Origin of the sequence: Microbacterium luteolum (assembly GCF_039533965.1) — a bacterium.
GTDB lineage: Bacteria > Actinomycetota > Actinomycetes > Actinomycetales > Microbacteriaceae > Microbacterium > Microbacterium luteolum.
In genome coordinates this window covers 2,692,947-2,719,582 of record NZ_BAAAUN010000001.1, presented here as the reverse complement: position 1 = coordinate 2,719,582, position 26,636 = coordinate 2,692,947, and the positions used below count along the sequence as shown (strand labels likewise).

Genomic DNA, 26,636 nt, shown 5'->3' with positions numbered 1-26,636 from the left:
AGCACCATCCCGACGCCCAGGCCGCAGAGCAGGAAACCGAGCAGCGTCACGACGGTCAGCGTCTCTCCGAGGAGGACGGCTCCGGCCACCGCCGTGAACGGGGCGATGAGGAAGAGCAGGGCGTTGAGAGCCGTGATGCCGACCCTGCGCAGCAACCACCAGTAGAGCCCGTACGCCGCGAGCGTCGGGAACGCCGCGGCGAGCGCGGTCGCCACCCAGAAGGATGCCGACGCGGGCGGCAGGAGGGTGCCCGTCGCGGCGGCGAGCACCACGAGCGCGACCGCCGACACCGCGGCGTGGATCGCCAGGGTCGGGAGCACCGCGGTCCTCGGGTCGCGCCGACGTTGGATGATCGTGCCGGCGATCAGGCACGCCATCGCGACGGCGAGGAGGAGGTACACGAGCGGATGCGCGTCGGACTGGCCGAGCTGCGACTGCACGACGAACACGACGCCGACCGCCCCGAGGATCAGGCCGATCCACTGGACCCCGCGCACGCGCAGGCCGAGGAGAGGGCCGACGAGCAGGGCGATCACGAGCGGCTGCACGGCGTCGATCAGGGCGACCGTTCCCGTCGCGATGCCGGCGGCGAGAGCGGCATAGGTCGCCGTGCAGTAGCCGAACTGCGCGAACAGGCCGACGGCCCCCTGCCAGCGGAGGTCGGACACCGTGATGCCGCGGAAGGCCCCGGTGGCGAAGGCGACGATCAGCAGGACGCCCGCCAGCGGCACGAACCGCCAGACGAGCAGCGTCACCGGCGCGGCGTCGACGGTCGCGATCGCCGCGATGAGAAACCCGGAGCTCCAGGTGACCACGAACGCCGTGGCCGCTGCGACCGTGAGGAAGGCAGAGACTATACCGATCTGTTTACTCATCCCTCGACTATACAGGTTGGTATACTCAGCGCATGAAGCAGTCGATCCCCGAGCTCGCCCCCCTCACTCCCGGAGCCCGCCGGGTGCTCGATGCCGCCTCGCACCTCTTCTACGAACGCGGCATCCACGCGGTCGGGGTCGACACGATCGCGGAGGCCGCCGGCGTCACGAAGAAGACCCTCTACGACCGGTTCGGCTCGAAGGAGACGCTGGTCGTCGCGTATCTCCAGCACCGTGACGCGCGATGGCGCGACCACGTGGCGGCGAGTCTCGAGCGCTCCCCCGAGCCCGGCGTGGAGCGGATCCTGACCATCTTCGACGCCGCCGAGTCCTGGTCGGACGACAACAGCTCGAAGGGGTGCAGCGCCATCAACGCCCGCGCCGAGATCGGCGACGGGCACGACGGGCACCCGGTCTTCCCCGAGGTGGCGCGCCAGAAGGTGTGGCTGCTCGACGTCTTCGAAGACCTCTGCACAGAGGCGGGGGTGCCGGATGCTCGAGCGATGGCAGAAGCGCTGATGCTGCTCTACGAGGGCGCCATCGTCACCGTCGGGATGGAGACCTTCCCGAACCCGTTCCCCGCGGCCCGACGGGTGGCGAAGTCGCTGCTCGAGCAGGTCGGATAGCGCTACTCGGCCGGTGGCGCCGCGTCGATCACCCGGATCTCCCTCGTCGCCGCGTCTCCGAGGGTGCGCAGCGCCTGCTGATAGGCGTCCGAGTGATACGCCGCGACGGCGGCTTCGAGGTCGGGGAACTCGATGATGGTCGTGCGCAGCGCCGACTCGCCCTCGAGCACGGCGAGCGGTTCCCCGCGCGCGATGAAACGCCCTCCCCCGGCGAGCATCGCCGGACCGGCGAGATCGACGTACAGACGGAGACGCTCCGGATCACGGATGCTCGTGAAGGTGTTGACCCAGTAGACCGGCATCCGCTCAGTCTGCCACCGGCTCCACGGCGCGGGGCCGGATCGGTCGAAGTGGGGAAATCCGGCCAGAGCGAGGACCACGGAGCGACCGGGCGCGTAGGGTGGGACGTCTGCCGAGGAGAGGCTCCGCGATGATCGCACGGTATGAAGAGCTGGACTGGCAGAAGACGCGGATGGGCGAGCTCATGCTCCGCCGTCGCGCGGACCCGGCGACGGGCGAGATGATCTACGAGGTCAGGCTCGAGGACGAGTACCTGATGTCGAGCCTCTTCACCGTCGCCGAGGAAGAGCTCGCGACCCTGGGGCTCGCCGCCGCGACGGGTGACCGCCTGAACGTGCTCGTCGGCGGGCTGGGCCTCGGCTACACGGCGGTGACCGCGCTCGGCGATGCGCGCGTGGCGCGACTCGAGGTGATCGACGCGCTCCCCGCGGTGATCGGGTGGCACGAGCGGAAGCTGCTGCCGGTGTCGGCGAAGCTCGTGGACGACTCCCGGACGACGCTGACCCACGACGACTTCTTCGCCGTCATGCGCGGGGCACCCGGCCGGCGCCACGACGCGATCCTTCTCGACGTCGACCACTCGCCCCGGCACACGCTCGACCCGAGCCACGCCGACCTGTACACCGAGGCGGGACTCACCGCTCTCGCGCGGCACCTCGCCGACCGTGGCGTCTTCGCACTGTGGTCCGACGATCCGCCCGACGACGAGTTCCTGCAGACGCTCGGTGCGGTCTTCGACGACAGTCGCGCGCACGTCGTGGACTTCGACAACCGCCTCACCGGCGGGGTCTCGTCGAACACGGTCTACGTCGGCGTCAAGCGCTGACGACCGCCCGCCCGGAGGCGCCGCGGACTCAGTAGTGCTGCTGGATGCTGGCGGCGACCTCGCCCACGTCGTCGTTCGCCTGGAAGACCCCGTCGATCTCGGACGCGAACCCCTGGTTCATGATGATGATGAACGCCAGGTTCCGGCCGCTCTCGGTCTCCATGACACCGCCGAGCGCCTTGGTGTTCAGCCGGAAGCGGTCGTTGAGCTCGTCGCCGCCGACCAGTGTTCCCGTCTTGGCGAAGACGTGGCCTGCGGCAGGGCTGTCCGGCTGCACCTCTGCGAGCGAGCCGTCGACCCCGAGGATCGGCATGGTCGCCTTCCAGCGGTCGGCGTCGGATCGCTCGGCCATGATCGTCTGCAGAGCGACGGCGTTCTCCGGCGTGACGAAGTTCCCGTTGAGGCCGGAGCCGTCCACTAGTGCCGCCCCCTCGATGTCGAGCCCGGCCTCCGACCAGATCCGGCCGACCTCCTCCATCCCCGTGCTGCAGTCATCCTTGCCGGCCTCGACGGCCAGAAGGCAGACGTAGGTCTGCGCACCGCGGTTGTAGCTGATCTTCATGATGTACGTGGCCTGCTCGGCGAGCGGCAGCGATGCCAACTCGGCGACCGAGGGCAGCGCGTCCACGCTCTCCGTGTCCGCCAGCTTCGCCGTCGAGTTCACGGCGACCGGGTCGCTGCTCACCGTCACGCCGGCCCTGCCGAGCGCCTCGATGAATGCGGTGCGCGCGAAGGTGGCGGGATCCTCCAGCGCGAACACCTTCAGCACCGGTTCGCTGTCGGCGGCGATCGTGCCGCCGATCGTGATCTCGCCGTGCTGCGCGGACTCCGGGTCGGAGATCGACGCGTCGGCCCCGGCCGCCACGGTGTCGACCTGGCCGACGATGCGCCACGGCGCGACGGCGGGGGTCATCTCCACCGTCGCCGGCTGACCCGCCTCACCCGGGGTCACCAGGACATCGATCAGATTCTGGTTCACGACGATGGGCGTGATCGATTCTCCGGCCAGCTCGCCCTGGAAGAGGCGGTCGTCGACGACGACGTCGCCGGCCACGGTGTCGATTCCCGACGCCTTGACCTGACGCGCGAGGTCGTCGATGCCTGCCAGCGGGTCCTCGGTCGTGAGCGTCGCGCCCGGCAGAGGATTCGCGTCGTTGTGGTCGAGGTTCGTGTAGTCGACGGAGCCGTCGTCCTTCGTCCGCCCGCCCAACGTGATGTCGCCTTTGCCCACGAGGACGAGATCGCCCTGCAGCGTCGTCCCTACGACGTCGCCGGTGTGTTTGACCGGCGTCACGATCTGGTGGTCTGGTCCCCAGTTCAGCCAGGCGGCACCGACGCTGTAGCTCTTCACGAACGACGCCGGCTCCGCCATCTTGTCGCCGTCGAGGTCGATGAGCACCTCGCCCGTGTCGAGGTCGGACACCGAGATCATCCAGCGGGCGTTGGCGTACTGCGGCTCGTTCATGACCTTCCACGCCTCGTCCGGGAGACCGGGAACCGATCCGTCGGAGGTCAGGTCAGGGGCATCCGCCGTGCAGGCGGCCGCGGTCGCCGCGACGAGAGCCAGTGCGAGGGCGGCGGCGCCGATGCGGAGGACGCTACCGGTCATAGAACTGCTCCTGTCGTGAGGATCTCCACCGCGCGGCGGAACATCTGGTCGGCCGGGTGCACGTCATCCGGGACGTTCGACTCGTTCATGAACACCGCGACGGTCGCGCCCGACTCGGGGTCGTGGAACACGGCGGCCGTGAAACCGAGCCCCTCGCCGTTGTGCCCCCACCATCCGTCCGTCTCGCCCATGCCGAGCGCGTAGATGTCGTAGGGCGGTCCGGCATCCAAGGGCGCCCCCTCCTGGCGCTCCGTCTGCGTCGCGGGCTCCAGCAGGGCTCCCGTCGCAAGCGTCTGGCCCCACACACGGGCGTCGTCGAGTGTCGTGATCATGGAACCGGCTGGGCCGAAGATCGAGAGGTTCGAGGGTTGCGGCGCGAGGCCTCCCTCGCCCGGGGCGTAACCCACGGGGTGGGGCTCCGTCCAGGTCGCCGCATCGACGATGTACCGTGTACCGGTCTGCCCGAGCGGCTGGAGGATGCGCTCGTCGATCACATCGGCGAACTCCTGACCGGTCACCTCCTCGATGACGGCACCGAGCAGGTTGGTGTTGGCGTTCGTGTAGACCTTCTCGGTGCCGGGGTCGAACTGCGCCGGCTTGCCGAGCATGAAGCCGTTCAGCTGGTCGAGGGTGAAGATCGCATCGGGATCCTCGGTGAAGGCGGCGAGGAAGTCGTCGTTGGTGTAGTCCGCGTTTCCGCTGGACATCTCCGCGAGTTGCCGGAGGGTGATGACGTCGCCGTCGGTGACCCCGTCGACATACTGCCCGATGGTGTCGTCCAGGCTCACTTCGCCTTCGTCGACCAGCTGCAGCAGGAGCGTGACCGTGTACGACTTCGTGACGCTGCGCATCGGCCACATCATGTCGAGGTCGACGGGCTCGCCGGTCTCGATGTCCGCCAGGCCGGACGCGGTCGTCCAACTGCCCTCGTCCGGGATCCAGACGCCCATGGCCGCTCCGGGTACGCCGAACTCCGTCATCGTCTCCTCGAGCGACGTCTGCAGCTGCGACTGCAGCTGCTCGGAAAGCTCGCCCGTGGGAGCATCCGGTCGAACGACCGCCGACGACGCCGAAGGTTCAGGCTCCACGGGCGCGGGGCTGGCACATCCGGCAGCTCCGACGACGCCGGCGAGCGCGGCAGCGACGAGCAGAAGGCGCCGACCTCGCGGCGCTCGATCTCCGTGTCGGTTCACGACGTTCCTCCCGCTCGGTTCCCTCATGAGGCATGACGCACCGCTCACCTCGACGATCCCAGAAACGGGCGGCTTCCGCTATGGACATAGGTCGCCTATCGGTCCCGGACGGCCCACGGCGCGAGGACGACGCGCCACAATGGGAGACGTCGCCCGTCGGAAAGGCCCCGATGTCCGAAATCCCCCGCGTGCAACCGGCGCTTGCGCGGTCACTCAACCATGCGCTGCTCATCGTGGCGCTGTTCTCGGCGCTGCTGATGATCACGGTGATCGGTCTGATGCCGCTCGACGGACCGGCCGGTCTGCTGCTGGCTGTGCTGCCGATCATCTTCGGCATCTACGTCGTCGCCGGTCTGATCGCCTGGCTGCGCCGACCGAGCAACGGGATGGGACCCCTCATCGTCGTCGCGGGGTTCATGGTCCTGATCGGTGGCATCGCGAACACGGAGGTTCCGGTGCTCCTCGCCATCGGCGCGATCGGAGCGACGCTGGCACTTCCTGCGACCGTGCACCTGCTGCTCGCCTTCCCGACCGGACGGCTTCCCGACCGCCTCTCGCGCGCGCTCGTGATCGCGCTCTACACCACGTCGCTCGTCCTGCAGATGCCGGAGTACCTGCTGGACCCTGCGGGCTCGTACCCGCCGTTCGCGATCGCCGACGCTCCGGGTCTCGTCGCGATCATGGGAACGGTCCAGACGGTCGTGGCGACGGGGATCATGCTCGTCGTGGCCGCGGTGCTCTGGGGCCGGCTTCGCCGAGCGGATGCCGTGCACCGCCGTGTGCTGATCCCGCTGTTCTCCTACGGCATCATCACCGTGCTGTTCCTGCCTCTCATCGCGATTGCTCTCGACAGGCTGTTCCATGTCGAACCGGCCGTCCGAGGGTTGCTGCAGTTCGCGGCGGTCGCCGGCATCCCGATCGCGTTCACGCTGGGGCTGCTGCGCGGCGGGTTCGCGCGCACCGGGGAGCTGGAGGAGCTCGGGACATGGCTCGGCGCCGCCGACACGTCGAGGCAGCCCCTCGTGGTCGCGCTCGCCCGCACGCTCGGCGACCCGTCGCTGCGGCTGTACTTCTGGGCGGAGGATCGGGGGATGCTCCTCGATGCCGAAGGCAGGGCCGCGCCCGATGGGACCCGCACGGATCCTCGGCGCGGCTGGCAGGAGATCACGCTGGAGGGGCGCGCGATCGGCGCGATCGAGTACGACGCGGCACTGCTCACCGATCCCGAGCTCGTGCACACCGCGGGACGGATCGTGGCGATCGCGGTCGAGCGCGAGCGACTCACGGTCGATCTGCGGGCGAGTCGCCGGGCCCTCCTGCGTTCGCGGGAGCGCATCGTCCAGGCCGCCGACCTCGAACGCCGCCGCATCGCGCGCGATCTGCACGACGGGCTCCAGGTTCAGCTCGTCCTGCTGGCGCTCGAGGCCCAGCAGATCGCCTCCGCTCCCGCTCCGACCGTGGCGGAGCGCGCGACCCGACTGCGCGTCGACATCGACGCCGCTGCGACCGAGGTGCGCACGCTCGTGCGCGATCTCGTGCCGGCTGCCCTCGTCGAGCGCGGCCTGAGCGCCGCTGCCGAGGATCTCGCCGATCGCATGCCGATCTCGACCACGTTCGAATCGAATGTCAGCGACGCCGGCCTCGGTGATCTCGCCGAGGCCACGATCTACTTCGTGCTCGCCGAGGCCCTCGCGAACGTGGTCAAGCACGCTCGCGCCTCGAGTGTGCGCGTGCGACTCGTCCTCGAAGACGGACGACTGCGGCTCGGTGTGGAGGACGACGGGCGCGGCGGCGCATCGATGGATGCCGGCACCGGCCTTCGCGGACTGGCGGACCGTGTGGAGGCCATCGGCGGAACCATCTCCATCTCGAGCGCGCCCGGTCGGGGAACGACGGTGTGGACGGAGGTGCCGTGCGAGTAGTCATCGCCGAAGACGAGGCACTGATCCGACGAGGGCTCGAGCTGGTCCTGGAGGCGGGCGGACACGAGGTGGTCGCCGCCGTCGGCGACGCCGACGAGATGCTCGCCGCCGTCGCGCATCATCGACCCGACCTCGTGGTCACCGACATCCGGATGCCGCCGACCCATACGGACGAGGGGCTCGCCGCGGCGCTCCGCATCCGGCGCGACCACACAGGCACCGCCGTGGTCGTGCTCTCGCAGCATGTCCAGCGCCGCTATGCGAAGGACCTCCTCGAGCGGGGGACGGATCGCGTCGGCTACCTGCTCAAACAGCGGATCGCCGATGTCGACACGTTCCTGGCCGATCTGGAGCGCGTCGCGGGCGGCGGCACCGCGCTGGATCCGGACGTCATCGCGGTCATGGTCGGACGCGCTCGTCATTCCGAGGGCGCGGTGGGAAGCCTCACGGCTCGCCAGCAGGAAGTGCTGGCGCTCGTGGCCGAAGGGCGCAGCAACGCCAGCATCGCCGCCACGCTCTTCCTCACCGAGAAGGCCGTCGTGCAGCATGTGTCGCGCATCTACAGCGCGTTGGGCCTTCCTCCCGATGCCGACACGCATCGGCGCGTGCACGCGGTCATCCTGTTCCTGAACCGGGATTGACCGTCGCCGCAGCGGGGCCCGCACCTCGGGGCCCCGCCTCGGCGGTGGTCAGAGCGAACGTCGGGCAGAGCGGCGTCGCACGAACCTCGTGCTGAGCAGCCCGGCACCGGCCAGTACGGCCGCGATCGCCACCCAGATCGCCGCCACGTCGACGTCGGCACCTGTCGCTGCGAGCTTCCCGCTTCCGCCCCTGCCGGCCGATCCGGCCAGCGCCGGGTTGAGCGGTGCGGTCGTCGTCGGAGGCTCCGCACCCACTCCACCCCCGCCCGGAGACGACACGACGGGTCGCGTGAAGGACGACAGCTGCCCCGTCAGCCGATCATCCGGAACGGTGTAGCTGCCGCCGGTGACGCGATACCAGGTGCCATCCACCTCGAAGAGGAAGTCGCCGGAGATCTTCCGGTAGGCGGGCGCGAACTCGAACCAGCCCTCCTCGTGGGCCGGGACCTTCATGGTCGCCACCCACTTCTTGTCGGTCTCGTTCGTGTTCTCATATCCGTACGCCGCCTTGATCGACGCCTTGAAGACGTCGAACACGTTGACCTCGGCGGAGACCGTCAGGTCGAACGTGTGCGTCACCGAGCGGTTGGTGGCGTAGTAGAACGAGTAGTCGGCCTCCTCCGATCCGGTGTTCGCGTAGGGGGCGCCGAGCACCTTGCCGGGCTCGACGACGGCGTCGTCCGCCGTCGGCACGAAGTAGCACGCGTCGGTCGGGTCCCCGCAGCCGACGGCGATCAGGTCGCGGGCCTGAAGCGGACCGAGGGTCTCGATCGCGCCGACGCTCACCGTGAAGTCGACCCGGTAGTCGGCGTTGCCGTCGATCTTGGTCGTCGACATGTCGCAGCTGTACGGCGATGCGCTGACGGGGAGGGCTCCGGCGAGCGGGTCGCCGTCGTAGATCTTGCAGTCGTAATCCCAGTTGAACTCGACCCCGCGCCAGTTCGAGGCCATGCCCGACACCCAGAACCGGGTGGGCACGCCGCCGTCGTAGATCCGGTAGGAGAACAGGCCCTCCGCGTTGGCATCCGATTCTCCGTTGCGGCGGAAGGCCGCGAAGTTCAAGGTCGCACCCGACTCGATGGTGACGTACGGCCCCTGCTCGGCCGGGTCGCTCGGGTACCAGCGGCCATCGACGATGAAGCGGGTGCTCGGGGACTCGAGGTGTCCGTCGCCGAGCTTCAGGGTGCCCTGCGGCATGATGGCGCCGCGCGCCGTCGCCCAGTTCAGCGAGGTGATCGTGAAGGTCTCGGTGAACAGCCGCCGAGGATGCTCGCCCGAGGTGTTGCTGTGTCCATGCGACCAGCACTGGTACGGGGAGTTCTCCTCGGCCAGCGGTTCCGCACCCGCGGCGGCGGGGTCGCCGTGGAAGATCTGGCAGTCGCTGCCGTAGATCAGGCTGCTTTCCTGCACATAGGCGAACGCCTTGATCCAGTAGTCCGTCGTCCGGTCGAAGTCGACGATCCGGGCCACCATCTGCGAGTGCAGGGAGCCCGCCGTCGTGCCGAGAGACCACGTCGCCGATGAGGTCGTGCTGGAGGGGCCCGGTTCGACGTTGGGCCCGGGGGCGGCCGGCATGCCATCCTCCTGGAACTCGTAGCGGATCGACTGCAGCTGGAGGTCGCCGGCGATCTCCACGGTGGTGGTGGTGGCGAGGTCGCCGTCGACGGCGGCGAGCGCCGGAGAGGCCACGAGGATGCTCGTGGCGGCGAAGCCGAGTCCGATCGCAGCGGCCACGACACGGCTCAGACGGCGTCGGACGGCGATCGAGGTTTCAGTCATGAACCCGACGCTAGGAGCAGACCCGGACCGTTCGCGAGAGACCTGAGTCCCCAGCACGACGTGCTCGTGCGCACCCGTGGGGACCCAGGTCGCCAATGTCCTCCGCTGCGGTGACACGCACGCGCGCCGCGTCTAGCGTTCAGGCATGAGCGCGTCACCGGGAGCCCTGTTCAGCGATCCGTTCCATGAGGAGTTCGGCACATGGATGTGGGGCTACACGCCCTCCGGTGGAGGCGATCACGGGGAGGTCGCCGCCGTCGCCGCCGCCGTCGGGGACGGGGACGACGGCGCGTTCTTCGACGCGTGGGTCAGCGCGGGCGATCGCCTGCGGTCGGAGGCGGATGCCGCGGCGGCGCGGGGGCGGCAGAGCGCATCCGACCTCTACCTGCGGGCGAGCGCTTTCTACGCCAGCGCCTATCACCCGCTGTTCGGCGACCCCGTCGACCCGCGGCTGCTCGAGGGGTTCCGCCGGCAGATCTCGGCCTTCGATGCGGGGTTGGCTCTTCGCGGCGTCCAGCCGGCGTCCGTGGCGCTGGGAGACGCGCGGATTCCCGTCTATCTGATTCCCGCAGTCGGCCACGAGGACGAGGTGCGTCCGCTCCTCATCCTCGTGAACGGCTACGACGCGACGGTGACGGACTCCTATTTCGCCTCGGCGGTCGCCGCACTGCAGCGGGGGTACCACTGCCTCCTGTTCGACGGCCCAGGGCAGGGCGCCGTGCTCTTCGAGCAGGGCGTGCCGATGCGACCGGACTGGGAAGTGGTCGTGTCAGCCGTGATCGATCACGCTCTCACGTCGCCCCTCGTCGACCCCGACCGCATCGTGGTCAGCGGCTGGAGCCTCGGCGGCTACCTGGCACCGCGCGCGGCCTCGGGCGACTCGCGGATCGCCGCGTGCATCGCGGATCCGGGTCAGTGGGACCTCGGGGCCGGTCTCGCGGGATTCGCGCGCCAGCTCGGCGCGACCGAAGACGAGGCGGCGAACCTCCTGACCCTCGACGACAGCGTGCTCGACCGGCTGATGGGCGTCATCGAGAGCAACCGGAAGCTGCGCTGGTCGATCATCCAACGAGGATTCTGGGTCAACGGGGTGAGCGATCTGCGCAGCTTCCTCGCGAAGAGCGCCGAGTACCGCATCGACGATGTCGACGCCATCCGCTGCCCGGTTCTGTTGACGCAGGCCGAGGGCGACCCGATCGCCGCGGCCGTCCCGGCCTTCGCGGCGGCGCTGCATGACGCCACGGTGCTCGAGCTCACCGCCGCGGAAGGAGCCGGCGGGCACTGCTCGATGCGAAACCGCTCGTTGCTCAATCGCCGCGTGCTGGACTGGCTGGACGACACGCTCGCGCGGTGATCGACGGGCGGCTGCACGCGCTGTGCTCAGAGCGCGGGACCGACGCGGCCGTTGCTCCCATCCCTGACCGCTCGCGCAAGCGCATCCAGCACGTCCTGACCGTCGGGCTTGATACCTCGGTCGACGAAGTCGACGCTGAGCGAGTCGTTCAGCACGCGAACCGCGCCGGACACCGACGCCGCGATCTGCTGAACCTCCCGGCTCATCGCGTCCTGCCCGAGCCGTTCTCCGAAGATCCGCGCGCACTGGCGCTCGGCGTCATCGCACACCATCAACCACGCGCTGCGGAGGGCGGGTTCGTCGAACCCGAGCCGGATCATCCGCGACGCGTGCAGGTCGTCCTCGGTGTACGTCACCGGCCCCGGGATGCGAGCCGCCTCCAGGAAGTCCTCGATGCTCACATCGAGGGGCCAGGCGGCGAGGACTGACATGAACCGGCGCCCGGACTCCGCCAGGACCGGCTCGACGCACGCCTCCTTGGAGCGGAAGTATCGCCACAGGGTGCGCGTCGCGATCCCCGCCGCTGCGGCGATGTCGTCCCCGCGCGTGGCCGAAACCCCGTCTCGCCAGAAGAGTTCCGCGGCCAGACGAGACACCTGCAGGCGTGCATCCGGACGGCGGCGCAGATCGATGGGCACCCGAGTTTCTGTCACATAGTGACTATACGCCGTGGATGAGCTACGCTCTGTCATGAAGTGACAGTAGACACTTCATGACTATAGAGAAACGGGTCCACCGCCATGAACACCTCCACCTCACCGCGCCGGCTGCGCGTGTGGCATTACCTCGTCATCGTGGCGGTCTACATCGCCATCGTCCAGGCGACGGGCATCTTCCTCACCGCCGGTCAGGACGTCGGGTACGCGCAGCCCACGTCGGTGGACTACCTGATCAGGTCGTACGTCATCCCCGTCGGACTCGGCATCCTCTTCGCGATCGGAATCACGGGGTACCTGGGCCGATGGCAGGAGATCTTCGTGGAAGGCAGACGGTTCCGACGCTGGACCCTCGTCGTGCCCGCGATCGTGCTCGTCTGCGCGCTGATCATCACCAACTACAGCGGCCTCGGCGAGAAGGGCATCGTCTTCGCGCTGCTGCTGTTCATCTCGACCATGATGGTCGGCTTCGGCGAAGAGCTCGTGTTCCGCGGCATCGGAGTCTCCGCCTTCCGCGACGGCGGATTCAGCGAGTTCAAGGTCGGGCTGTGGACCACCGTGATCTTCGGGCTCGCGCACGGCACGAACATCTTCGTCGCCGGCCCGCAGGCGCTGGTCCAGGTCGTCGCCACCACCGCCACGGGGTTCGTGTTCTACCTCGTCCTCCGCAGTACCGGTGCTCTGGTGATCGCGATGGCCGCCCATGGGCTCTGGGACTTCTCCGTCATCAGCACCCAGGTGAACCCCGACTCACCGTCACCCCTGGCGAACATCGCCGGAGTCGCCCTCGCGGTCGTGCTCCTCATCGCGGTCCTCGCGCGCAAGCGGCTGAACCCCGCGGGTGCGAAGTCCGCCTGACCTCGCCGTCAGAGCCCTTCGCGACGCACCATCGGGACGGCGACCGCCCGCACCACCGTCTCCAGTAGACGCCATCCTGCTCGGTGCCGCCACGGAAGGTGGTGCGTGTACACCGCGGTGTACTCGAATTCCGGCTCGGCCCCTCGGTTGCGCTTGAACGCGGCCACCCCGCTCGAGTTGTGCAGCTGGACCCCGTTCTCGTTGGCGGTGCGGGCCACGAGATAGCTGAGCATCCGATAGAGGCCGAGCTCCTGCGGGAGCCGCGTGTCGTAGCCGAGAACAGGAGCGGCGAGGAAGCCGTTCGCCACGCGGAACCCGAAGACGCCGTCGATGCGAGCGTCACCCTCGTGTTCGAGCAGGACGAACTCCAGGAGCCCGCTCTGCTGCGCGACGCCGATGAACGCGGCGGTGTAGCGAGGGTTGAGCCGCGAGTACTTGTCGACGTACAGCTGCGTGTATAGCTGGGCGATCCGCTCGCGCATGACGAGGGGCGACATGCCGGTGACGGGGTCGAGCGGTGCGGGCCGCGCCCGATAGGCCGAGCCTTCGTACACGGCGCGATCGCGCACGGTGTCGCGCACCCGCGCCCATCCGGTGCCGCGCGTCTCGGTGAACAGGACGCTGCGCGCGGGAATGAGCCGATAGCCGCACCGGCGCAACGTCTCGGGCAGCAGGTTGCCGCGCCCGTGCACGCTGCGCCAGCCGATGGCGAGATGCGGATGCGACCGCTGCAGCGCTTCGGTGAGCCCGGCCACCTCCGCCTCGTCGAGCTGCGGATGCAGATTGGTGGAGATCAGGGAGTTGCCCACGAACGCGACATCGTCGATATGCGACACGGCGAACGCCATCCCGAGGACGTGCAGCAGACCCTCAGCCGCGAGGCGGGCCACCCGGGAACGCAGCTCCCCCACCTCCTCGCGGGCATAGTGCAGGTAGTGCGTCACTGGGGACACGACGTAGCTCTGCGGATCGGTCTCTTCACTCTGCACGCCCGGGCGCGGAGTGCGGGATGAGGGCGTGGTCAACGGCAGTCGCTCGCCGCCGACCGCCACGACCGAGAGGGTGACGTCGACGTTGGATGCGACGTCGCGGGTACCGCCCGCACGGGTGACGGCGGCCGCGAACGCATCGGCCCCGCCGTGCTGTACCGCTCGGGAGGGCAACCGGACCGGCTCCCCGTTCCACTCGATGTCATGCGTGGAGGCGGCGAGAGTCGACACGCGAGCGGCCCCCGCGGTGCGAAGCTGCACCAGAACGGATCGCGCGAGTGTCCCCAACGCCACGCGGTCGCCGGGTTCCCGGAGCACATCAGGCGCCCGCAACTGACGAACGAAGCGACCGGCGTCACTCACCGACCGCATGCCCCCGGGCCCGTACAGGAGATGCGGCACTCCGAGGCGCACCACCGTGCGGGATGCCGTGACGAGCTCGAGGGCCTCGCCCGAGCCGTCGGTGTCGGCGGAGAGAGCCGGCGCGAACGCATCGGCGAGCCGATCGCCAGGAGCGAAGAGGTGGATGCCGCTGGTCGCTCGAGGATTGCATTCGAGGATGGTGAGCCCCGAGTCGGTCTCCATCAGATCGAGGCCGAACTGACCGGAGAAGCTCAGGCCGGCCGCGAGGCTCGCGGCCAGAGATCGTGCGGCGACATGGACCCGGTCGCTCTCCTCGATGCGTTCGAACGCCACCCCGGCTCCACGACCGGCTCGCCAGACGGGCGCGTAGAGGACGAAAGCCGTGAGCCGTCCTGCGACCGCGACCGCGTAGGTGCACAGCTCCCGACCGGCCACCCGCTCCTGGATGATCCAGGGCTGATCAGCCGTGATCCGACCCACGTCGGGAAGCGGCTCCCCCGCGGGCACCATCATGGTGCGGCTGCCGAAGCGCGACAGCGCCGGCTTCACGACCCTCGCCCCCGAAAGCCACCCGGCGCGGGCCAGGCGTCGGCGTCGCCACTCGATCGCCGACGAGACGACCTCCGTGCGCGGGTGCGGCAAGCCGAGTTCGTCGAGCAGTGCGACGAATCGTCCCTTGTGATGCAGGCGCGCGAGCAGATCCGACTCCGAGGCGAACAGCCGGGCGCGGAGCAGGGCGAGATCGCTCTTCACGCAGCGATCGTCAATCGTCTGTCCTGGCGGTTCCGCGACATCATCCGCCGTGAGCACGGCGCTGAGCCAGTAAGTCTCCTCGCAGGTGGGGACGATGAGATCGGCCCGGTGGCGTCGCGCGATACCGGCGATCGCCCGCGCGAACTCGACCGGACGGAACCGCGCAGACGGCACCCGATAGGCGCGCTGCACTGCCCGCGAATTCGCCGTCAGGTTGGGTTCGCTGTCGGCGACGATCACACGCCAGTCGGCCTCGGCGAACCGCCGTGCGAGGTCGAGAGTCGCCGGGGCACGGGCGCCGGTGAGCACCACCGTGCGCGACCGGATCACGCCCGCGAGAACCACGCCGTGCACATTCGCTCCCTCTCGGTCCCTCCCGCCCTGCTGCCGTCAGACGACTCTACGACGCCTCAGCCCCGAGCCTCGCGGGGATCCCGCTCGCTGAGTACACCGGCATCGCGCTGCCGTGAGCCTAAACAGTAGCGTTCAGGATCAGTCACCTTTCGCGGGGCGTCTCCAGGTACATACTGGGCTGACCGTCACAGGGCAGTGATGGTCGCGGCACCAACTGAGGAGCATCTGATGAGTGCAAAAGATCCATCCCAGTCGATCATGCGGCGCAAGCCCATCGACGACATGGAGGCCGAGAGTAAGAACAGCGGGCTCTTCAAGTCGCTGGGTCTGTGGCAGCTCACGGCGATCGGCGTCGGCGGCATCATCGGCGTCGGCATCTTCTCCCTCGCCGGGTTGGTGGCGGCAGGGAGCCAAGGAACCCCGGGAGCGGGACCCGCCGTGCTCATCTCCTTCCTGATCGCCGGGCTCGCGTCGGCGGCTGCCGCTCTCTCCTATGCCGAGTTCGCCGGCATGATCCCCAGGGCAGGGTCCGCATACACGTACGGCTACGTCGCCCTTGGCGAGGTCATCGGCTGGTTCATCGGGTGGGACTTGCTGCTCGAATACATCGCCATCGTTGCCGTCGTCGCCATCGGCATCTCCGGCTACTTCGACGCCTTCCTTTCCGGGGTGGGCATCCACATGCCGACGTGGATGACCTCCACGGCCGACGAGGGCAAGGGCGGAATCGTCAACATTCCCGCCATCGCTGTCTGCCTGCTCGTGACGTGGATCCTCGCCCGCGGAACCAAGGCCTTCGGGCGCTTCGAGCTCGTCGCAGTCGCGATCAAAGTGCTCCTGATCCTGTTCATCATCGGCCTGGGCGTCTTCTACATCGATGCGAACAACTACAACCCGTTCATGCCCAGCGGCTTCGGTCCCGTGCTCGCCGGCGCCGCGACCGTGTTCTTCGCCGTGTTCGGCTACGACGCCATGAGCACCGCCGCTGAGGAGGCGAAGGACGGCAAGAAGCACATGCCGAAGGCCATCATCCTCTCGCTGATCATCGCGATGCTGCTCTACGTCGCCGCCACGCTCGTGCTGACGGGCATGCAGAACTGGAAGGAGATCGACCCCACGGCCGGGTTCGCGTCCGCGTTCACGAGCGTCGGGCTGCCCGTGATCGCCACCATCATCTCCGTCTTCGCCGTCCTGTCCATCCTCACCGTGATGCTCACCTTCCTCCTCGGCGTCACCCGCGTGTGGTTCTCGATGAGTCGCGATGGGCTCCTCCCGGGGTGGTTCGCCAAGACCGACCGAAATGGCACCCCACAGCGCGTCACCTGGATCGCCGGCGTCGCCTCGGCACTCCTCGCGGGCGTGTTCCCGATCAAGGCCGTCGCGGACCTCACCAACATCGGCATCCTGGCCGCGTTCGTCGTGGTCTGCTTGTCGGTCATCATCTTCCGATACAAGCGCCCGGATGCTCCCCGCACCTTCCGGCTCCCGCTCATGCCGCTGGTTCCCGCCTTCGGCATGCTCGCCTCCGGCTTCCTGATGCTCCAGCTGCACTGGGAGACCTGGCTCCGCTTCGGCGGCTGGCTCATCATCGGCCTCATCATCTACTTCGTCTACGGCCGCAGGCACTCCCTGATGAACCCGAACAGTCCACGACACGCGGAGAAGCCGGCAGCGAAGGCACCGGGCAGCGAATAGGGCGTGCTGAAGCGGGGAGGAAAGATGATCGATATCGACGAGGCCCTGGTGGCCCAGCTCATATCGGAGCAGTTTCCGCACTGGAGCACACTGCGCATTCGCGCGGTTCCGCAACAGGGGTGGGACAACCGGACGTTTCGCCTGGGAGATGACCTTTCCGTGCGGCTGCCCAGTGGCGAGGCCTATGCCGCGGCTGTCGAGAAGGAGAAGCGCGCGCTCGAGTTCCTCGACGGGAAGCTCCCGGTTCTCGTCCCCGGTGTCGTGGCAGTTGGAGCGCCGAGCCAGGACTACCCGCTTCCGTGGTCCGTGCGTCGATGGCTGCCCGGTGACACGCTGGACGAGAATTCGCTGATCGACCGGGTCTCTTTTGCCGTCGATCTGGGATCCGTGCTGCGCGCACTGAGATCCCTCCCGACAGGGGCGGGCACCGCAGCAGGACGACACTCCTTCTACCGCGGCTGTCACCCGAGCGTGTACAGCGATCAGGTGCAGATCGCCCTCGAACGCCTGGGAGACGACGTCGATGCGGAGCGGTGCCGAGAGATCTGGCTCGCCGCGACGACGTCTGCCTGGGAGTCCGAGCCTGTCTGGTTTCACGGAGACGTCGCCACCGGCAACCTCCTCACCGAGGAAGGGCGACTCTCGGCAGTCATCGATCTCGGCACATGCGGGAGCGGCGATCCCGCATGTGATCTCGTCATCGCGTGGACCTACTTCGATGGCGAGGCGCGCGCAGCGTTTCGCGAGTCGATAGGCCTCGATGATGCGACCTGGCAACGCGCGCGAGGATGGGCCCTCTGGAAAGCGCTTGTGACCATGTCGGACCAGTCCAGCCCGGATCCCGGGAGAACTCAGCAGCGAGTGCTGGCCGAAGTTCTCTCCGCGGCGCCCTAGGTCGCCGCCGACTCTGTCGTGTTGACCCGGAACCTACGACTCAGTTGAAGTCGCCGCCCGGGGCCATGTCCTTGAAGCGCGAGTAGTGACCCTGGAACGCGACCGTGATCGTGGCGGTCGGGCCGTTACGGTGCTTGGCGACGATGAGGTCTGCCTCGCCCGGACGCACGTCCTTGTCGTAGACGGAATCGCGGTGGAGCAGGATGACCATGTCGGCATCCTGCTCGATCGAGCCGGACTCACGCAGGTCACTGATCGCGGGCTTCTTGTCCTGCCGCTGCTCGGGACCACGGTTCAGTTGCGACAGGGCGATGACGGGGACCTGCAGCTCCTTGGCGATGAGCTTGAGGCTTCGCGAGAACTCGGAGACCTCCTGCTGACGCGACTCGACGCGCTTGCCCGACGTCATGAGCTGCAGATAGTCGATGATGACCATGCGCAGACCCTCGCGCTGCTTGAGTCGACGGCACTTGGCACGGATCTCGACGAGCGTCATGTTGGGGCTGTCGTCGATGTAGAGGGGCGCGTCGTTGATGCGACCTCGGGTCGCGGCGACGGTGGTCCAGTCGCGCGGGTCGAGCGTTCCCTTGCGCATGTTCTGCAGCGGGATCCCGCCCTCGGCGCTGAGCAGACGCATCGCGATCTCGCTCTTGCCCATCTCGAGCGAGAAGAAGATCGACGGGAAGTCATGACCGATGGATGCCGCGCGGGCGAAGTCGAGGGCGAGCGTCGACTTGCCCATCGCGGGTCGGGCCGCGACGACGATCATCTGGCCACCGTGGAGGCCGTTGGTGAGCTCGTCGAGCTCCTTGAACCCGGTCGGGATGCCGGTCATCGAGCCGTCGCGGCCGTTCGCGGCCTCGATCTCCTCGATCGCCGCGTCGACGGCCGTGGTCAACGGCACGTAGTCCTCGGCCGTCTCGGTGCCGGTGACCGAGTAGATCTCGGCCTGGGCGTTGTTGACGATGTCGGTCGCGTCGCCCTCGCCGGCATATCCGAGCTGCACGATGCGCGTGCCCGCATCGACCAGGCGACGAAGGATGGCTCGTTCGTTGACGATGCCCGCGTAGTACCCGGCGTTCGCTGCGGTCGGGACGATCGAGGTGAGGGTGTGCAGGTAGTCGGCGCCGCCGGCCCTGCCGAGCTCGCCGGTCTTGATGAGCTCGTCGGTGACCGCGACCACATCAGTCGGCTCGCCGTGCGAGTACAGCGACAGGATCGCCTCGAAGATCAACTCGTGCTTCGGGATGTAGAAGTCGGCGCCCTTGAGGGTCTCGATCACGTCGGCGACGGCGTCTTTCGACAGCAGCATGCCGCCCAGCGCGCTCTGCTCGGCGAGGAGGTCATGGGGAGGCGTGCGCTCGGGCGGGCGCTGCCCTCCCAGGCGCTCCTCTGAGATGTCCGCGATCGACACGCTTTTCCCTTCGATGCGACGTTTCCGAATGCGCCGCCCCGAGGGGCGGAGCCGTGTCCGTCCGGCCGTTCCGGCCGCTGTGCACAGCGAATCAGGAGCCCCCGACATTCGGTCGCTCGACCACGCTACGAGCGGCGTGAATCGGGTGCAACACAGCCTGTGGATAACTCTGTGGAGAGTTTGCGGACAAAGCCGGAGTGTCTGTGTAGAACGGTTGTGGATAACCCGGTGGACGGTCTTTCATATTGGTTTTCTTAATCGCGCTGACCTGGGCTTTCTCGATTCCCCAGCCTGTGGATGGGAACCGGGTTCAATGCGTGATTGAAGGTTTTCCCGTCATGGGACGACATGTGCAGAACCTGGGGAAAGTCAAGCCGAGATTCTGCCGGGCGCGTCATCGCGCGATGAGCTTCCGGACCTGCGCGAAATAGCCCTGGACAACGGCTGTAAGCGCGAGTATCGTCAGCCCATCGAGCACGTTCGTGCCGATGGTGCGTTGCCTTCAGAGGGGGAGGTTGACGTGAACGTTCGGGCCACCCGACGCGGCATCCCCACCGCCGTCAAATGGGGCGGTCTCGTCGCGCTCGCCTGGGCGACACTGACGGTCGTCGCCGGCGGAGGCTCCGCGCACGCCGACGAGTCGGACGGACCCCTCGACGGGCTCACCTCGATCGTGAGCGAGACGGTCTCCGCCGTCACGACACCGGTCGTCTCCGACGTCGTCGCACCCGTCGTGACGCAGGTGGTCGCCCCGGCCGTCACGGCCGTGATCGCGCCCGTGCAGCAAGAGGCGCCCGTCGTGGTCGACACTGTCGCCACCGCCGTCACGCAGGTGCCGATCGTCGGAGCCGTCGCCGCTCCGATCGTCGAGGCGGTATCGCAGACCGCCGAGGGCGTGGTCGCACCGGTGACCGACGCTCTCACGCACTCCCCCGTCGCACACGTCACCGACCCGATCCTCGATGCCGTCACCGGTCTCCCGATCCTCGGAGATCTCGTCGACGAACTCGGCGCCGCCGACCTGGTCCGCGACGTCATCGGAGTGGTCGACGGCGCGACCGGCGTGATCGGCGAGGTGGGCGGGGAGACGCTGCCGCCGATCCTGGAACCTCTCGACCCGACAGCATCGGTGCCGCTCGTGCCCGGCACACCCGGCACGAGTTCTGCTGCGCAGCTCGCCTCGGCGACGGCATCCGCACTCTTCCTCCAGGCCACGACCCCCGCGCTCGCCTCCGCTTCGCCCGTAGTCCCCGCTACCATCCCCAGGGGCACTGTGAGCGAGCGCGGGGCGTCGGACGCGCCCTCCGGGCCGTCCTCCGGCGCCCCGCCAGGGGGTCCTGGCACGCCTTCTTCCTTCGCCGGTTCCGGCGGAGGTTCTCACAGCGCCCACGCTCGCGTCAGCGACGTCGGTGCGTTTCCGCTCCGTGCCTGGGAGCGGGCTGCCGGTGCATCGGACGACGCCCTGCCGACGTCGCCGGTCTTCGCCACCGACGTCTCTCCTGACTGACTGACGGTCGCGCCGCCCTCACCCCGAGGACGGCAGATGCTGTGCTGCGCGCGCACTTCGCCCGCACCCATCAGACTCCCCCAGTCCAGTCAGGAGAATCATCATGCGTACTTATCTGAAGCGGGCCCTGTGGGGCACGCTCATCGCCGGGGGCATCACGCTCTTCGGCGCGACGGTCGCCAACGCGGCCGAGACATCCGGGGACGACAGCCTTCTCTCCGGCACTCAGGCGGTGGCCACGGTCACCGCGCCGATCACGATCGTCGACAACGCGATCTCGGTGCTCGGCACCTCCACCGCCGAGGCACCCGCTCCGGCACCCGTCGCCGAGACCCCGCCTCCAGCCCCTGCCCCCGCGCCCGTGGCGGAGACGAGCGGCGACTCGGGCGCGGCATCCGGCTCCCAGGCCGTGGTGACCGTCACCGTACCCGTCACCGTGACGGACAACGCGGTGAGCCTTCTCGGCACCTCCTCGACCAGCGCCCCGGCTCCGGCATCCCAGGATGAGGCTCCCCAGGCCTCGCCTCCCGCCGCCGGGGTGCCGTCCGTGACGACCAGCGGCATCGACGGCGTGCTCTCGGGTACGCAGGCGCTGCTGCAGGTCGACGCCCCGATCACCGTCTCGGGCAACGCCGTCTCGGTCCTCGGTGAAAGCGACGCGCAGTCGCAGGGAGCCGCAGCACCGGCCCCTGCCGCCGCCTCGCCGGCCTCCGCGGAGACGAACGGAACGGATGCCGTGGGCAGCGGCACCCAGGTCGTGGCCCCGGTGACGGCACCGATCACGGTCGGCGGCAACGCCGTGTCCGTGCTCGGCACCAGCTCGGCATCCGGCTCCCCGGCAGGCGCACCCGCGCCGGCCTCCGCACCCGGAACGCCGGCGACGACGTCGGGAGACGATTCGATCCTCGGCGGCACCCAGGTGGTGGCACCCGTCACGGCACCGGTCTCCGTGCTCGGCAACGCGATCTCGGTCCTCGGCACCAGCACGGTGACCGGCGGAACGGGCGCAGCACCGGCACCGGCATCCGGCGGTGACGTGTCGACGGGCGGGGATGACTCGCTAGCCGGCGGCAGCCAGGTCGTGGCACCCGTCACGGCACCGATCTCCGTGCTCGGCAACGCGATTTCGGTCCTCGGCACCAGCACGGTGACCGGCGGAGCGGGCGCAGCACCGGCACCGTCGGTTCCTGCCGTCGGCGGGATCGACACGTCGGGGTTGGGAGGACTCCTCGGCGGCAGCCAGGTCGTGCTCCCGGTGAGCATCCCGATCACGGTCGGCGGCAACGCCATCGCGGTGCTCGGCGAGAGCACCGTCACCGGGCCCGGGACGAACCCCGGAACGGACCCGGGGACTGATCCGGGAACCGACCCGGGAACGGATCCGGGAACGGATCCGGGAACAGACCCGGGCACCGATCCCGGTACCGGTCCGGGCACGACTCCGGGAACGGGTTCGGCCTCCGGAGCGGCCGCTGCCGCTTCGGCATCCGGCGCAGCGGAGGGCCTCGCCATGACCGGCGGCGCCGCCGCCTCCGGTCTGGTCGCACTCGCCGCACTCCTGCTCCTCATCGGAGGCGCAGGGCTGCTCCGCCGTCGCACGACGGCGTAGCCCAGACGCCGGCGGTGCGGCCGTCCTCGGGGAGGAGACCCGCACCGCCGGTGCGTCCTGCGTCGCGTGACGGGCGGATCTCGGTCCGACCGCGCGTGACGCGGACGCAAGGGGGTGCCCCGTGGGTTCGCGCCCACGGGGCATCCTGCGCGCCCGCGCTCCGCCGGCGCGCAGCCGAATCCGTGACGTCAGCCGACCGGAGCGATCTCGGCGCCGGAGACCCCGAGGAACGCGGCCAACCTCTCCCCCTCCTCGACGAGGGCGGATGCCGCGTCGCCGAGCTCCCCGTGGGGTCGGATGCACAGCGAGTCTCCCTCGAGGCTCCACGTGCCGCGGAAGTACCCGTCGCTCAGGAAATTGCCGGAACGCGCGCCCACCCCTGGGGGCAGCGGCACGCGGTGAGTCGAGTCGATGATGCGTCGGCGGTCGCGATGCGAGAAGAGGACGTTGTCGTACTCCGGCAGGAATCGCGGCGGAACCGGATGCTCCGCGTCGGGGCGCGGCGCCTCGGGCAGGTCGTAGAGCACCTGCCCCTTCTCCGAGGTGAAGATCGTCAACTGCGGCGCGAGCCGATCGAACACCTCACGCAGTCCCGTCAGACCCGACCAGGCCTGCGCGTCGTTCACGGTCGCCGGCCCGAACGCGGCCAGGTAGCGGAGCACGACGCCGTCGATCGACGGAGCATCGTCGAGGGGACGCCCGATCCAGGAGTCCAGCAGGGCGAGTCGCGCCTGCCCCTGCGGCATACCCCACAGCCCGCGCGGCGTCGGCTGGACGGTCGGCAGCAGGTAGCTGACCGCGTAGGCCATGGCATCCGCGTCGATCTCCGGCCAGCGGTCCCGGAACAGGCCCCGAAGCTCCACGCGGGTGCGCGGCCGCTCGGTCAGCAGCTCGCGCCCCCACGCTGTCACCTCCGCCTCCTGCTCCGCCGTGATCAGCCTGCGGAACCCGCCCCGGAAGCCTCGGACGATCGCCGGCTCCGTGAGCGGACGCAGCTGCAGTCCGTCGTCCCTCGTCACCAGGTGCACGGTTCCGCGCATGAGCGTCGCCCGCACGAGTGTCCGATCCTCGATCGCCGTCGAGAGTTCCGCCGGCGCGAAGTCCACGAGCCGGGACCACAGGCCGACGTACGGCGCCAGCGGTGCCTGGCCCTGCATGCCGACCAGGTGCCGCACGGTGTCGACAGGCGAGAGGGCGCCGCGCTCGAGGAGCAGCTGCCGCGCGAGCAGCGCCCTGTTCAGAGCGCGATCGCTGAGGATCGGGCCGGCCATGGTCAGCGGCGCCCGTCGAAGAACCGCCGGATGTCGGCCACGAGGATCTCGGGCACCTCCATCGCAGGGAAGTGCCCGCCCGAATCGTGCTCCGTCCAGGATTCGAACGCGGATGCCGGATCCACCACGCTCCGCACGGAGAGATCCGCGGCGAAGACCGATGCGGCAGCCGGGGGCGCCGGGGGTGCCTCCCACCCGCCGGAGGCCCCGGCGTCAGCATCCGCATATCCGGCGTCTTCCGTGTATCCGGCGTCGCCGCCACCCGCTGCGCCACCCGCCATCGCCGCGAACTGCCGGTACACCTGCATCCCCTCGTACAGGGCGTGCGCGGAAGACCATCCCGACTGCGTGAACCAGGTGATGCTCACGGTGGTCAGCAGTCGATCGATGTCGACGGCGTCCTCGGGGAGGTCGGCGGCCGGGTCGGTCCATTCGCGGAACTTCTCGACGATCCACGCGAGCTGGGCCACCGGGGAGTCGTTCAGACCGTACGACACGGTCTGCGGCCGCGTGGCCTGGATGTGCAGGTAGCCGGCGCCGTCATCGCGGAATGCGTTGAACCGTGCGGCCCTCTCGCGCTCCGCGTCCGGCAGGGCGTCGACGGAGAGGGCAGGCCCGAGCGGGAAGGGGCTGGGACCGTTGACGTGGGTGGCGATGACCCGTCCGGGCGTCACCATCGGCAGCATCCCGACGATTCCCGACCCGACGTCGGTGCCGTGCGCGAGGAAGCGGTCGTAGCCGAGTCGAGTCATCACCTCGGCCATCGCGCCGGCGATCCGGAAGAGGTCGCCCCATCCGGCACCTGTCAGCGGCGAGAACCCGTATCCGGGGAGCGACGGGATGACGATGTGCACGGCATCCTCCGCCCTTCCGCCGTGGGCGACCGGATCGGTGAGCGGTCCGATGACGTCGAGGAACTCGACGAAGGAGCTCGGCCACCCGTGCAGGAGGAGCAGCGGACGAGCCCCGGGCACCTCCGAGCGGACGTGCACGAAGTGGATCTGCTGACCATCCACATCGGTGACGTACTGCGGGAGCTCGTTGAGACGCGCCTCCTGTTCGCGCCAATCGAAGCGATCACGCCAGTACTCGGCGAGCGGGCGCAGATAGCTGGTCGGGACGCCGCGATCCCAGCCCATACCGTCGAGGTCCCGTGGCCAGCGGGCCTGCGAGATCCGACGGCGCAGATCGTCGAGCTCCTCGTCGGAGATGTCGATGCGGAAGGGGCGGATGCTGTCGCTGTTGTTCGTCATGCTCTGACAGTAGAATCCATTGCGGAACGTTTGCTTCCGCAATCAGGAAGACACTGAAGACATGTTGAAGACGTCCGAACGACTGCTCCAGATCCTGTCCCTCCTGCAGGTCCGCCCGTTCTGGCCGGGGCGCACCCTGGCGGCGCGGCTCGAGGTCTCGACCCGGACGATCCGCGCAGATGTCGAGAGGCTGCGCGCGCTCGGCTACCCGATCCAGAGCACCCCGGGAGTGGCCGGCGGATATCAGCTCGGCGCCGGCGCAGCCCTCCCTCCCCTTCTCCTGGAAGACGATGAGGCCATCGCCGTGGCCCTCGGGCTCAGCAACGCAGCAGCCGATGGGTCGATCGCCGACCTCGAAGAGGCCTCGTTGCGCGCCCTGGCCAAGATGTACCAGGTGCTGCCGTCGCACCTCCGGCACCGGATCACGACGCTGCAGTCGACGGTCGTACCCGTGCCTTCGCACGGGCCTGCGGTCGACCCCGACGTGCTCCTCACGCTGGCATCCGCCTGCCGTGACGCCGTGCAGCTGCGGTTCGACTACCGCACGCACTCCGACACGGAGTCACGGCGTATCGTCGAGCCTTACCGGCTGGCTCTGCGCGCCGGACGCTGGTACCTGCTCGCCTTCGACCTCGAACGCGACGACTGGCGCACGTTCCGGGTCGACCGCATCATCCCGCGCATCCCGATGGGGCGACGCTTCGCCCCTCGCGACCTGCCGGCGGAAGGCGCCGCCGACCACGTCGATCGCGGCGTGGCCTCCGCGCCCTGGGAGTTCCGGGCCACGGTCGTGATCCACGCGCCGGCGGACGTGGTCTCCGAACGGCTGCCGAGAGCGGCGGGCATAGTGACTCCGCGGGATGAGGAGTCCTGCGTGCTCGAGAGCGGGTCCGATGATCCGGCCGCGCTGCTGCGATACCTCAGCATGCTCGACCTGGACTTCTCGGTCTCCGAGACTCCCGCCCTCGCCACCGAAGCCCGACGACTGTCCGAGCGCTTCGCGCGCGCAGCCGAGGCGTGACCGGCGTCCGCTCCTCCGGGCCCGGAGACGCCGAACGCCCCCTGTCCCGGAGGACAGGGGGCGCACATCGACAGGCTCCCTTCGACAAGCTCAGGGACCCACCGAGGGGAATTACTTGGCGGCGACGACCTGCAGCGTGATGACCGCGGTCACGTCGTCGTGCAGACGAACGGTGGCCTCGTGGTCACCCGTCGACTTGATCGGCGAGGTGATGTGCACCTTGCGCTTGTCGATCGCACCGATACCGGCAGCCGCGACAGCGTCGGCGACGTGCTCGGTCTTGACCGAACCGAAGAGGCGACCGGACGCGCCCGCCTTGACGGCGAGACGGACCTTGGTGCCCTCGAGAGCGTTCTTCAGTGCAACAGCGTCGTCACGATCGTGGATCGCGCGTGCCTGACGCGCGGCCTGGATCGAAGCGACCTGCTTTTCGCCACCGCGGGTCCACGCCGTAGCGAAGCCCTGCGGGATGAGGAAGTTACGGGCGTACCCGTTCTTGACCTCGACGACGTCTCCCGCGCTACCCAGCCCGGCGACCTCGTTCGTGAGAATCAGCTTTGCCATCTCGATACCCCTTACCGGCCGGCGCCAGCGTAGGGCAGGAGCGCCATTTCGCGCGCGTTCTTGATCGCCGTGGCGATCAGACGCTGCTCCTGCACCGAGACACCGGTGATACGACGGGCGCGGATCTTGCCGCGCTCCGAGACGAACTTGCGGAGGGTGGCGACATCCTTGTAATCGATGACACCGACCCGGATGGACTTCGCGGGAGCGGTGGGCTTGCCACCCTTCCGCGGCTTGCGGCGGTCGCCGCTCGACTTTCCAGCCATTGGTTTTCCTTAATGATGAGCGGCCCTTCGACAAGCTCAGGGAC

Annotated in this window: 22 protein-coding genes and 1 pseudogene; 11 read left to right on the top strand and 12 right to left on the bottom strand. The window is 69.0% G+C overall.

Features of this window, described 5'->3' with window-relative positions:
* Nucleotides 1–11: 11 nt before the first annotated feature.
* A pseudogene (locus tag ABD648_RS13095) lies at nucleotides 12–875 on the bottom strand (DMT family transporter); the annotation flags it as partial.
* Nucleotides 876–907: 32 nt separating this feature from the next.
* Here ABD648_RS13095 and ABD648_RS13090 point away from each other — a divergent pair.
* On the top strand, nucleotides 908–1,501 hold the full coding sequence (locus ABD648_RS13090; RefSeq protein WP_282215392.1) for a TetR/AcrR family transcriptional regulator: 594 nt from the start codon (nucleotides 908–910) through the stop codon (nucleotides 1,499–1,501).
* 2 nt (nucleotides 1,502–1,503) lie between these two features.
* Here the strand turns inward: ABD648_RS13090 and ABD648_RS13085 are convergent, their stop codons facing one another.
* Nucleotides 1,504–1,803: a DUF1330 domain-containing protein gene (locus ABD648_RS13085; protein ID WP_116633418.1), complete on the bottom strand. Its 300-nt coding sequence runs from the start codon at nucleotides 1,801–1,803 to the stop codon at nucleotides 1,504–1,506.
* A 128-nt stretch (nucleotides 1,804–1,931) separates the two neighbouring features.
* Between ABD648_RS13085 and ABD648_RS13080 the strand changes: the two genes are divergently transcribed.
* Complete coding sequence (locus ABD648_RS13080) at nucleotides 1,932–2,627, top strand: polyamine aminopropyltransferase (RefSeq protein WP_282215391.1); 696 nt, start codon at nucleotides 1,932–1,934, stop codon at nucleotides 2,625–2,627.
* A 28-nt stretch (nucleotides 2,628–2,655) separates the two neighbouring features.
* On the opposite strand, the gene dacB is transcribed toward ABD648_RS13080, so the two are convergent.
* Both dacB and ABD648_RS13070 read right to left on the bottom strand, forming a co-directional pair.
* Entirely contained in the window at nucleotides 2,656–4,236 is a 1,581-nt protein-coding gene (dacB, locus tag ABD648_RS13075; RefSeq protein ID WP_282215390.1) for a D-alanyl-D-alanine carboxypeptidase/D-alanyl-D-alanine endopeptidase, read from the bottom strand.
* Complete coding sequence (locus ABD648_RS13070) at nucleotides 4,233–5,324, bottom strand: serine hydrolase domain-containing protein (protein WP_282215389.1); 1,092 nt, start codon at nucleotides 5,322–5,324, stop codon at nucleotides 4,233–4,235. The genes dacB and ABD648_RS13070 overlap by 4 nt, the downstream gene beginning before the upstream one ends.
* A gap of 275 nt (nucleotides 5,325–5,599) precedes the next feature.
* Between ABD648_RS13070 and ABD648_RS13065 the strand changes: the two genes are divergently transcribed.
* Nucleotides 5,600–7,351 (top strand): sensor histidine kinase, encoded by a 1,752-nt coding sequence (locus ABD648_RS13065; protein ID WP_282215388.1) that lies wholly within the window; start codon nucleotides 5,600–5,602, stop codon nucleotides 7,349–7,351.
* Nucleotides 7,342–7,992, top strand: a complete 651-nt coding sequence (locus tag ABD648_RS13060) for a response regulator transcription factor (protein WP_282215387.1) — start codon at nucleotides 7,342–7,344, stop codon at nucleotides 7,990–7,992. Before ABD648_RS13065 ends, ABD648_RS13060 begins: the two co-directional genes overlap by 10 nt.
* Before the next feature lie 48 nt (nucleotides 7,993–8,040).
* On the opposite strand, the gene ABD648_RS13055 is transcribed toward ABD648_RS13060, so the two are convergent.
* On the bottom strand, nucleotides 8,041–9,771 hold the full coding sequence (locus tag ABD648_RS13055; RefSeq protein WP_282215386.1) for a hypothetical protein: 1,731 nt from the start codon (nucleotides 9,769–9,771) through the stop codon (nucleotides 8,041–8,043).
* 145 nt (nucleotides 9,772–9,916) lie between these two features.
* On the opposite strand from ABD648_RS13055, the gene ABD648_RS13050 reads away from it, so the two are divergent.
* On the top strand, nucleotides 9,917–11,125 hold the full coding sequence (locus ABD648_RS13050) for an alpha/beta hydrolase family protein (RefSeq protein WP_282215385.1): 1,209 nt from the start codon (nucleotides 9,917–9,919) through the stop codon (nucleotides 11,123–11,125).
* Nucleotides 11,126–11,151: 26 nt separating this feature from the next.
* On the opposite strand, the gene ABD648_RS13045 is transcribed toward ABD648_RS13050, so the two are convergent.
* The gene (locus ABD648_RS13045; RefSeq protein WP_282215384.1) at nucleotides 11,152–11,778 is read right to left on the bottom strand and encodes a TetR/AcrR family transcriptional regulator; all 627 of its coding nucleotides are present in this window, start codon (nucleotides 11,776–11,778) and stop codon (nucleotides 11,152–11,154) included.
* An 87-nt stretch (nucleotides 11,779–11,865) separates the two neighbouring features.
* On the opposite strand from ABD648_RS13045, the gene ABD648_RS13040 reads away from it, so the two are divergent.
* Nucleotides 11,866–12,639, top strand: coding sequence for a CPBP family intramembrane glutamic endopeptidase (locus tag ABD648_RS13040; protein ID WP_282215383.1), 774 nt, complete (start codon nucleotides 11,866–11,868; stop codon nucleotides 12,637–12,639).
* Between the two features lie 8 nt (nucleotides 12,640–12,647).
* Here ABD648_RS13040 and ABD648_RS13035 read toward each other — a convergent pair whose 3' ends face one another.
* Nucleotides 12,648–15,089 (bottom strand): ATP-grasp domain-containing protein, encoded by a 2,442-nt coding sequence (locus tag ABD648_RS13035; RefSeq protein WP_282215382.1) that lies wholly within the window; start codon nucleotides 15,087–15,089, stop codon nucleotides 12,648–12,650.
* Nucleotides 15,090–15,326: 237 nt separating this feature from the next.
* Here ABD648_RS13035 and ABD648_RS13030 point away from each other — a divergent pair, with 237 nt between their 5' ends.
* Complete coding sequence (locus ABD648_RS13030; protein ID WP_282215381.1) at nucleotides 15,327–16,793, top strand: amino acid permease; 1,467 nt, start codon at nucleotides 15,327–15,329, stop codon at nucleotides 16,791–16,793.
* A 24-nt stretch (nucleotides 16,794–16,817) separates the two neighbouring features.
* Nucleotides 16,818–17,687 (top strand): aminoglycoside phosphotransferase family protein, encoded by an 870-nt coding sequence (locus tag ABD648_RS13025; RefSeq protein WP_282215380.1) that lies wholly within the window; start codon nucleotides 16,818–16,820, stop codon nucleotides 17,685–17,687.
* 40 nt (nucleotides 17,688–17,727) lie between these two features.
* Here the strand turns inward: ABD648_RS13025 and dnaB are convergent, their stop codons facing one another.
* Entirely contained in the window at nucleotides 17,728–19,101 is a 1,374-nt protein-coding gene (gene dnaB / locus ABD648_RS13020; protein ID WP_282215379.1) for a replicative DNA helicase, read from the bottom strand.
* A gap of 520 nt (nucleotides 19,102–19,621) precedes the next feature.
* Between dnaB and ABD648_RS13015 the strand changes: the two genes are divergently transcribed.
* Both ABD648_RS13015 and ABD648_RS13010 read left to right on the top strand, forming a co-directional pair.
* Complete coding sequence (locus ABD648_RS13015) at nucleotides 19,622–20,608, top strand: hypothetical protein (RefSeq protein ID WP_282215378.1); 987 nt, start codon at nucleotides 19,622–19,624, stop codon at nucleotides 20,606–20,608.
* Between the two features lie 103 nt (nucleotides 20,609–20,711).
* Nucleotides 20,712–22,217, top strand: coding sequence for a hypothetical protein (locus tag ABD648_RS13010; RefSeq protein WP_282215377.1), 1,506 nt, complete (start codon nucleotides 20,712–20,714; stop codon nucleotides 22,215–22,217).
* A gap of 188 nt (nucleotides 22,218–22,405) precedes the next feature.
* Here ABD648_RS13010 and ABD648_RS13005 read toward each other — a convergent pair whose 3' ends face one another.
* Nucleotides 22,406–23,488, bottom strand: coding sequence for a winged helix DNA-binding domain-containing protein (locus ABD648_RS13005; RefSeq protein ID WP_282215376.1), 1,083 nt, complete (start codon nucleotides 23,486–23,488; stop codon nucleotides 22,406–22,408).
* A gap of 2 nt (nucleotides 23,489–23,490) precedes the next feature.
* On the bottom strand, nucleotides 23,491–24,741 hold the full coding sequence (locus tag ABD648_RS13000; RefSeq protein WP_282215375.1) for an epoxide hydrolase family protein: 1,251 nt from the start codon (nucleotides 24,739–24,741) through the stop codon (nucleotides 23,491–23,493).
* 61 nt (nucleotides 24,742–24,802) lie between these two features.
* Between ABD648_RS13000 and ABD648_RS12995 the strand changes: the two genes are divergently transcribed.
* Nucleotides 24,803–25,762, top strand: coding sequence for a helix-turn-helix transcriptional regulator (locus ABD648_RS12995; RefSeq protein ID WP_282215374.1), 960 nt, complete (start codon nucleotides 24,803–24,805; stop codon nucleotides 25,760–25,762).
* Between the two features lie 111 nt (nucleotides 25,763–25,873).
* Here ABD648_RS12995 and rplI read toward each other — a convergent pair whose 3' ends face one another.
* Complete coding sequence (rplI, locus tag ABD648_RS12990; RefSeq protein WP_282215373.1) at nucleotides 25,874–26,326, bottom strand: 50S ribosomal protein L9; 453 nt, start codon at nucleotides 26,324–26,326, stop codon at nucleotides 25,874–25,876.
* 11 nt (nucleotides 26,327–26,337) lie between these two features.
* Nucleotides 26,338–26,592, bottom strand: coding sequence for a 30S ribosomal protein S18 (gene rpsR / locus ABD648_RS12985; RefSeq protein WP_017829850.1), 255 nt, complete (start codon nucleotides 26,590–26,592; stop codon nucleotides 26,338–26,340).
* Nucleotides 26,593–26,636: the final 44 nt, after the last annotated feature.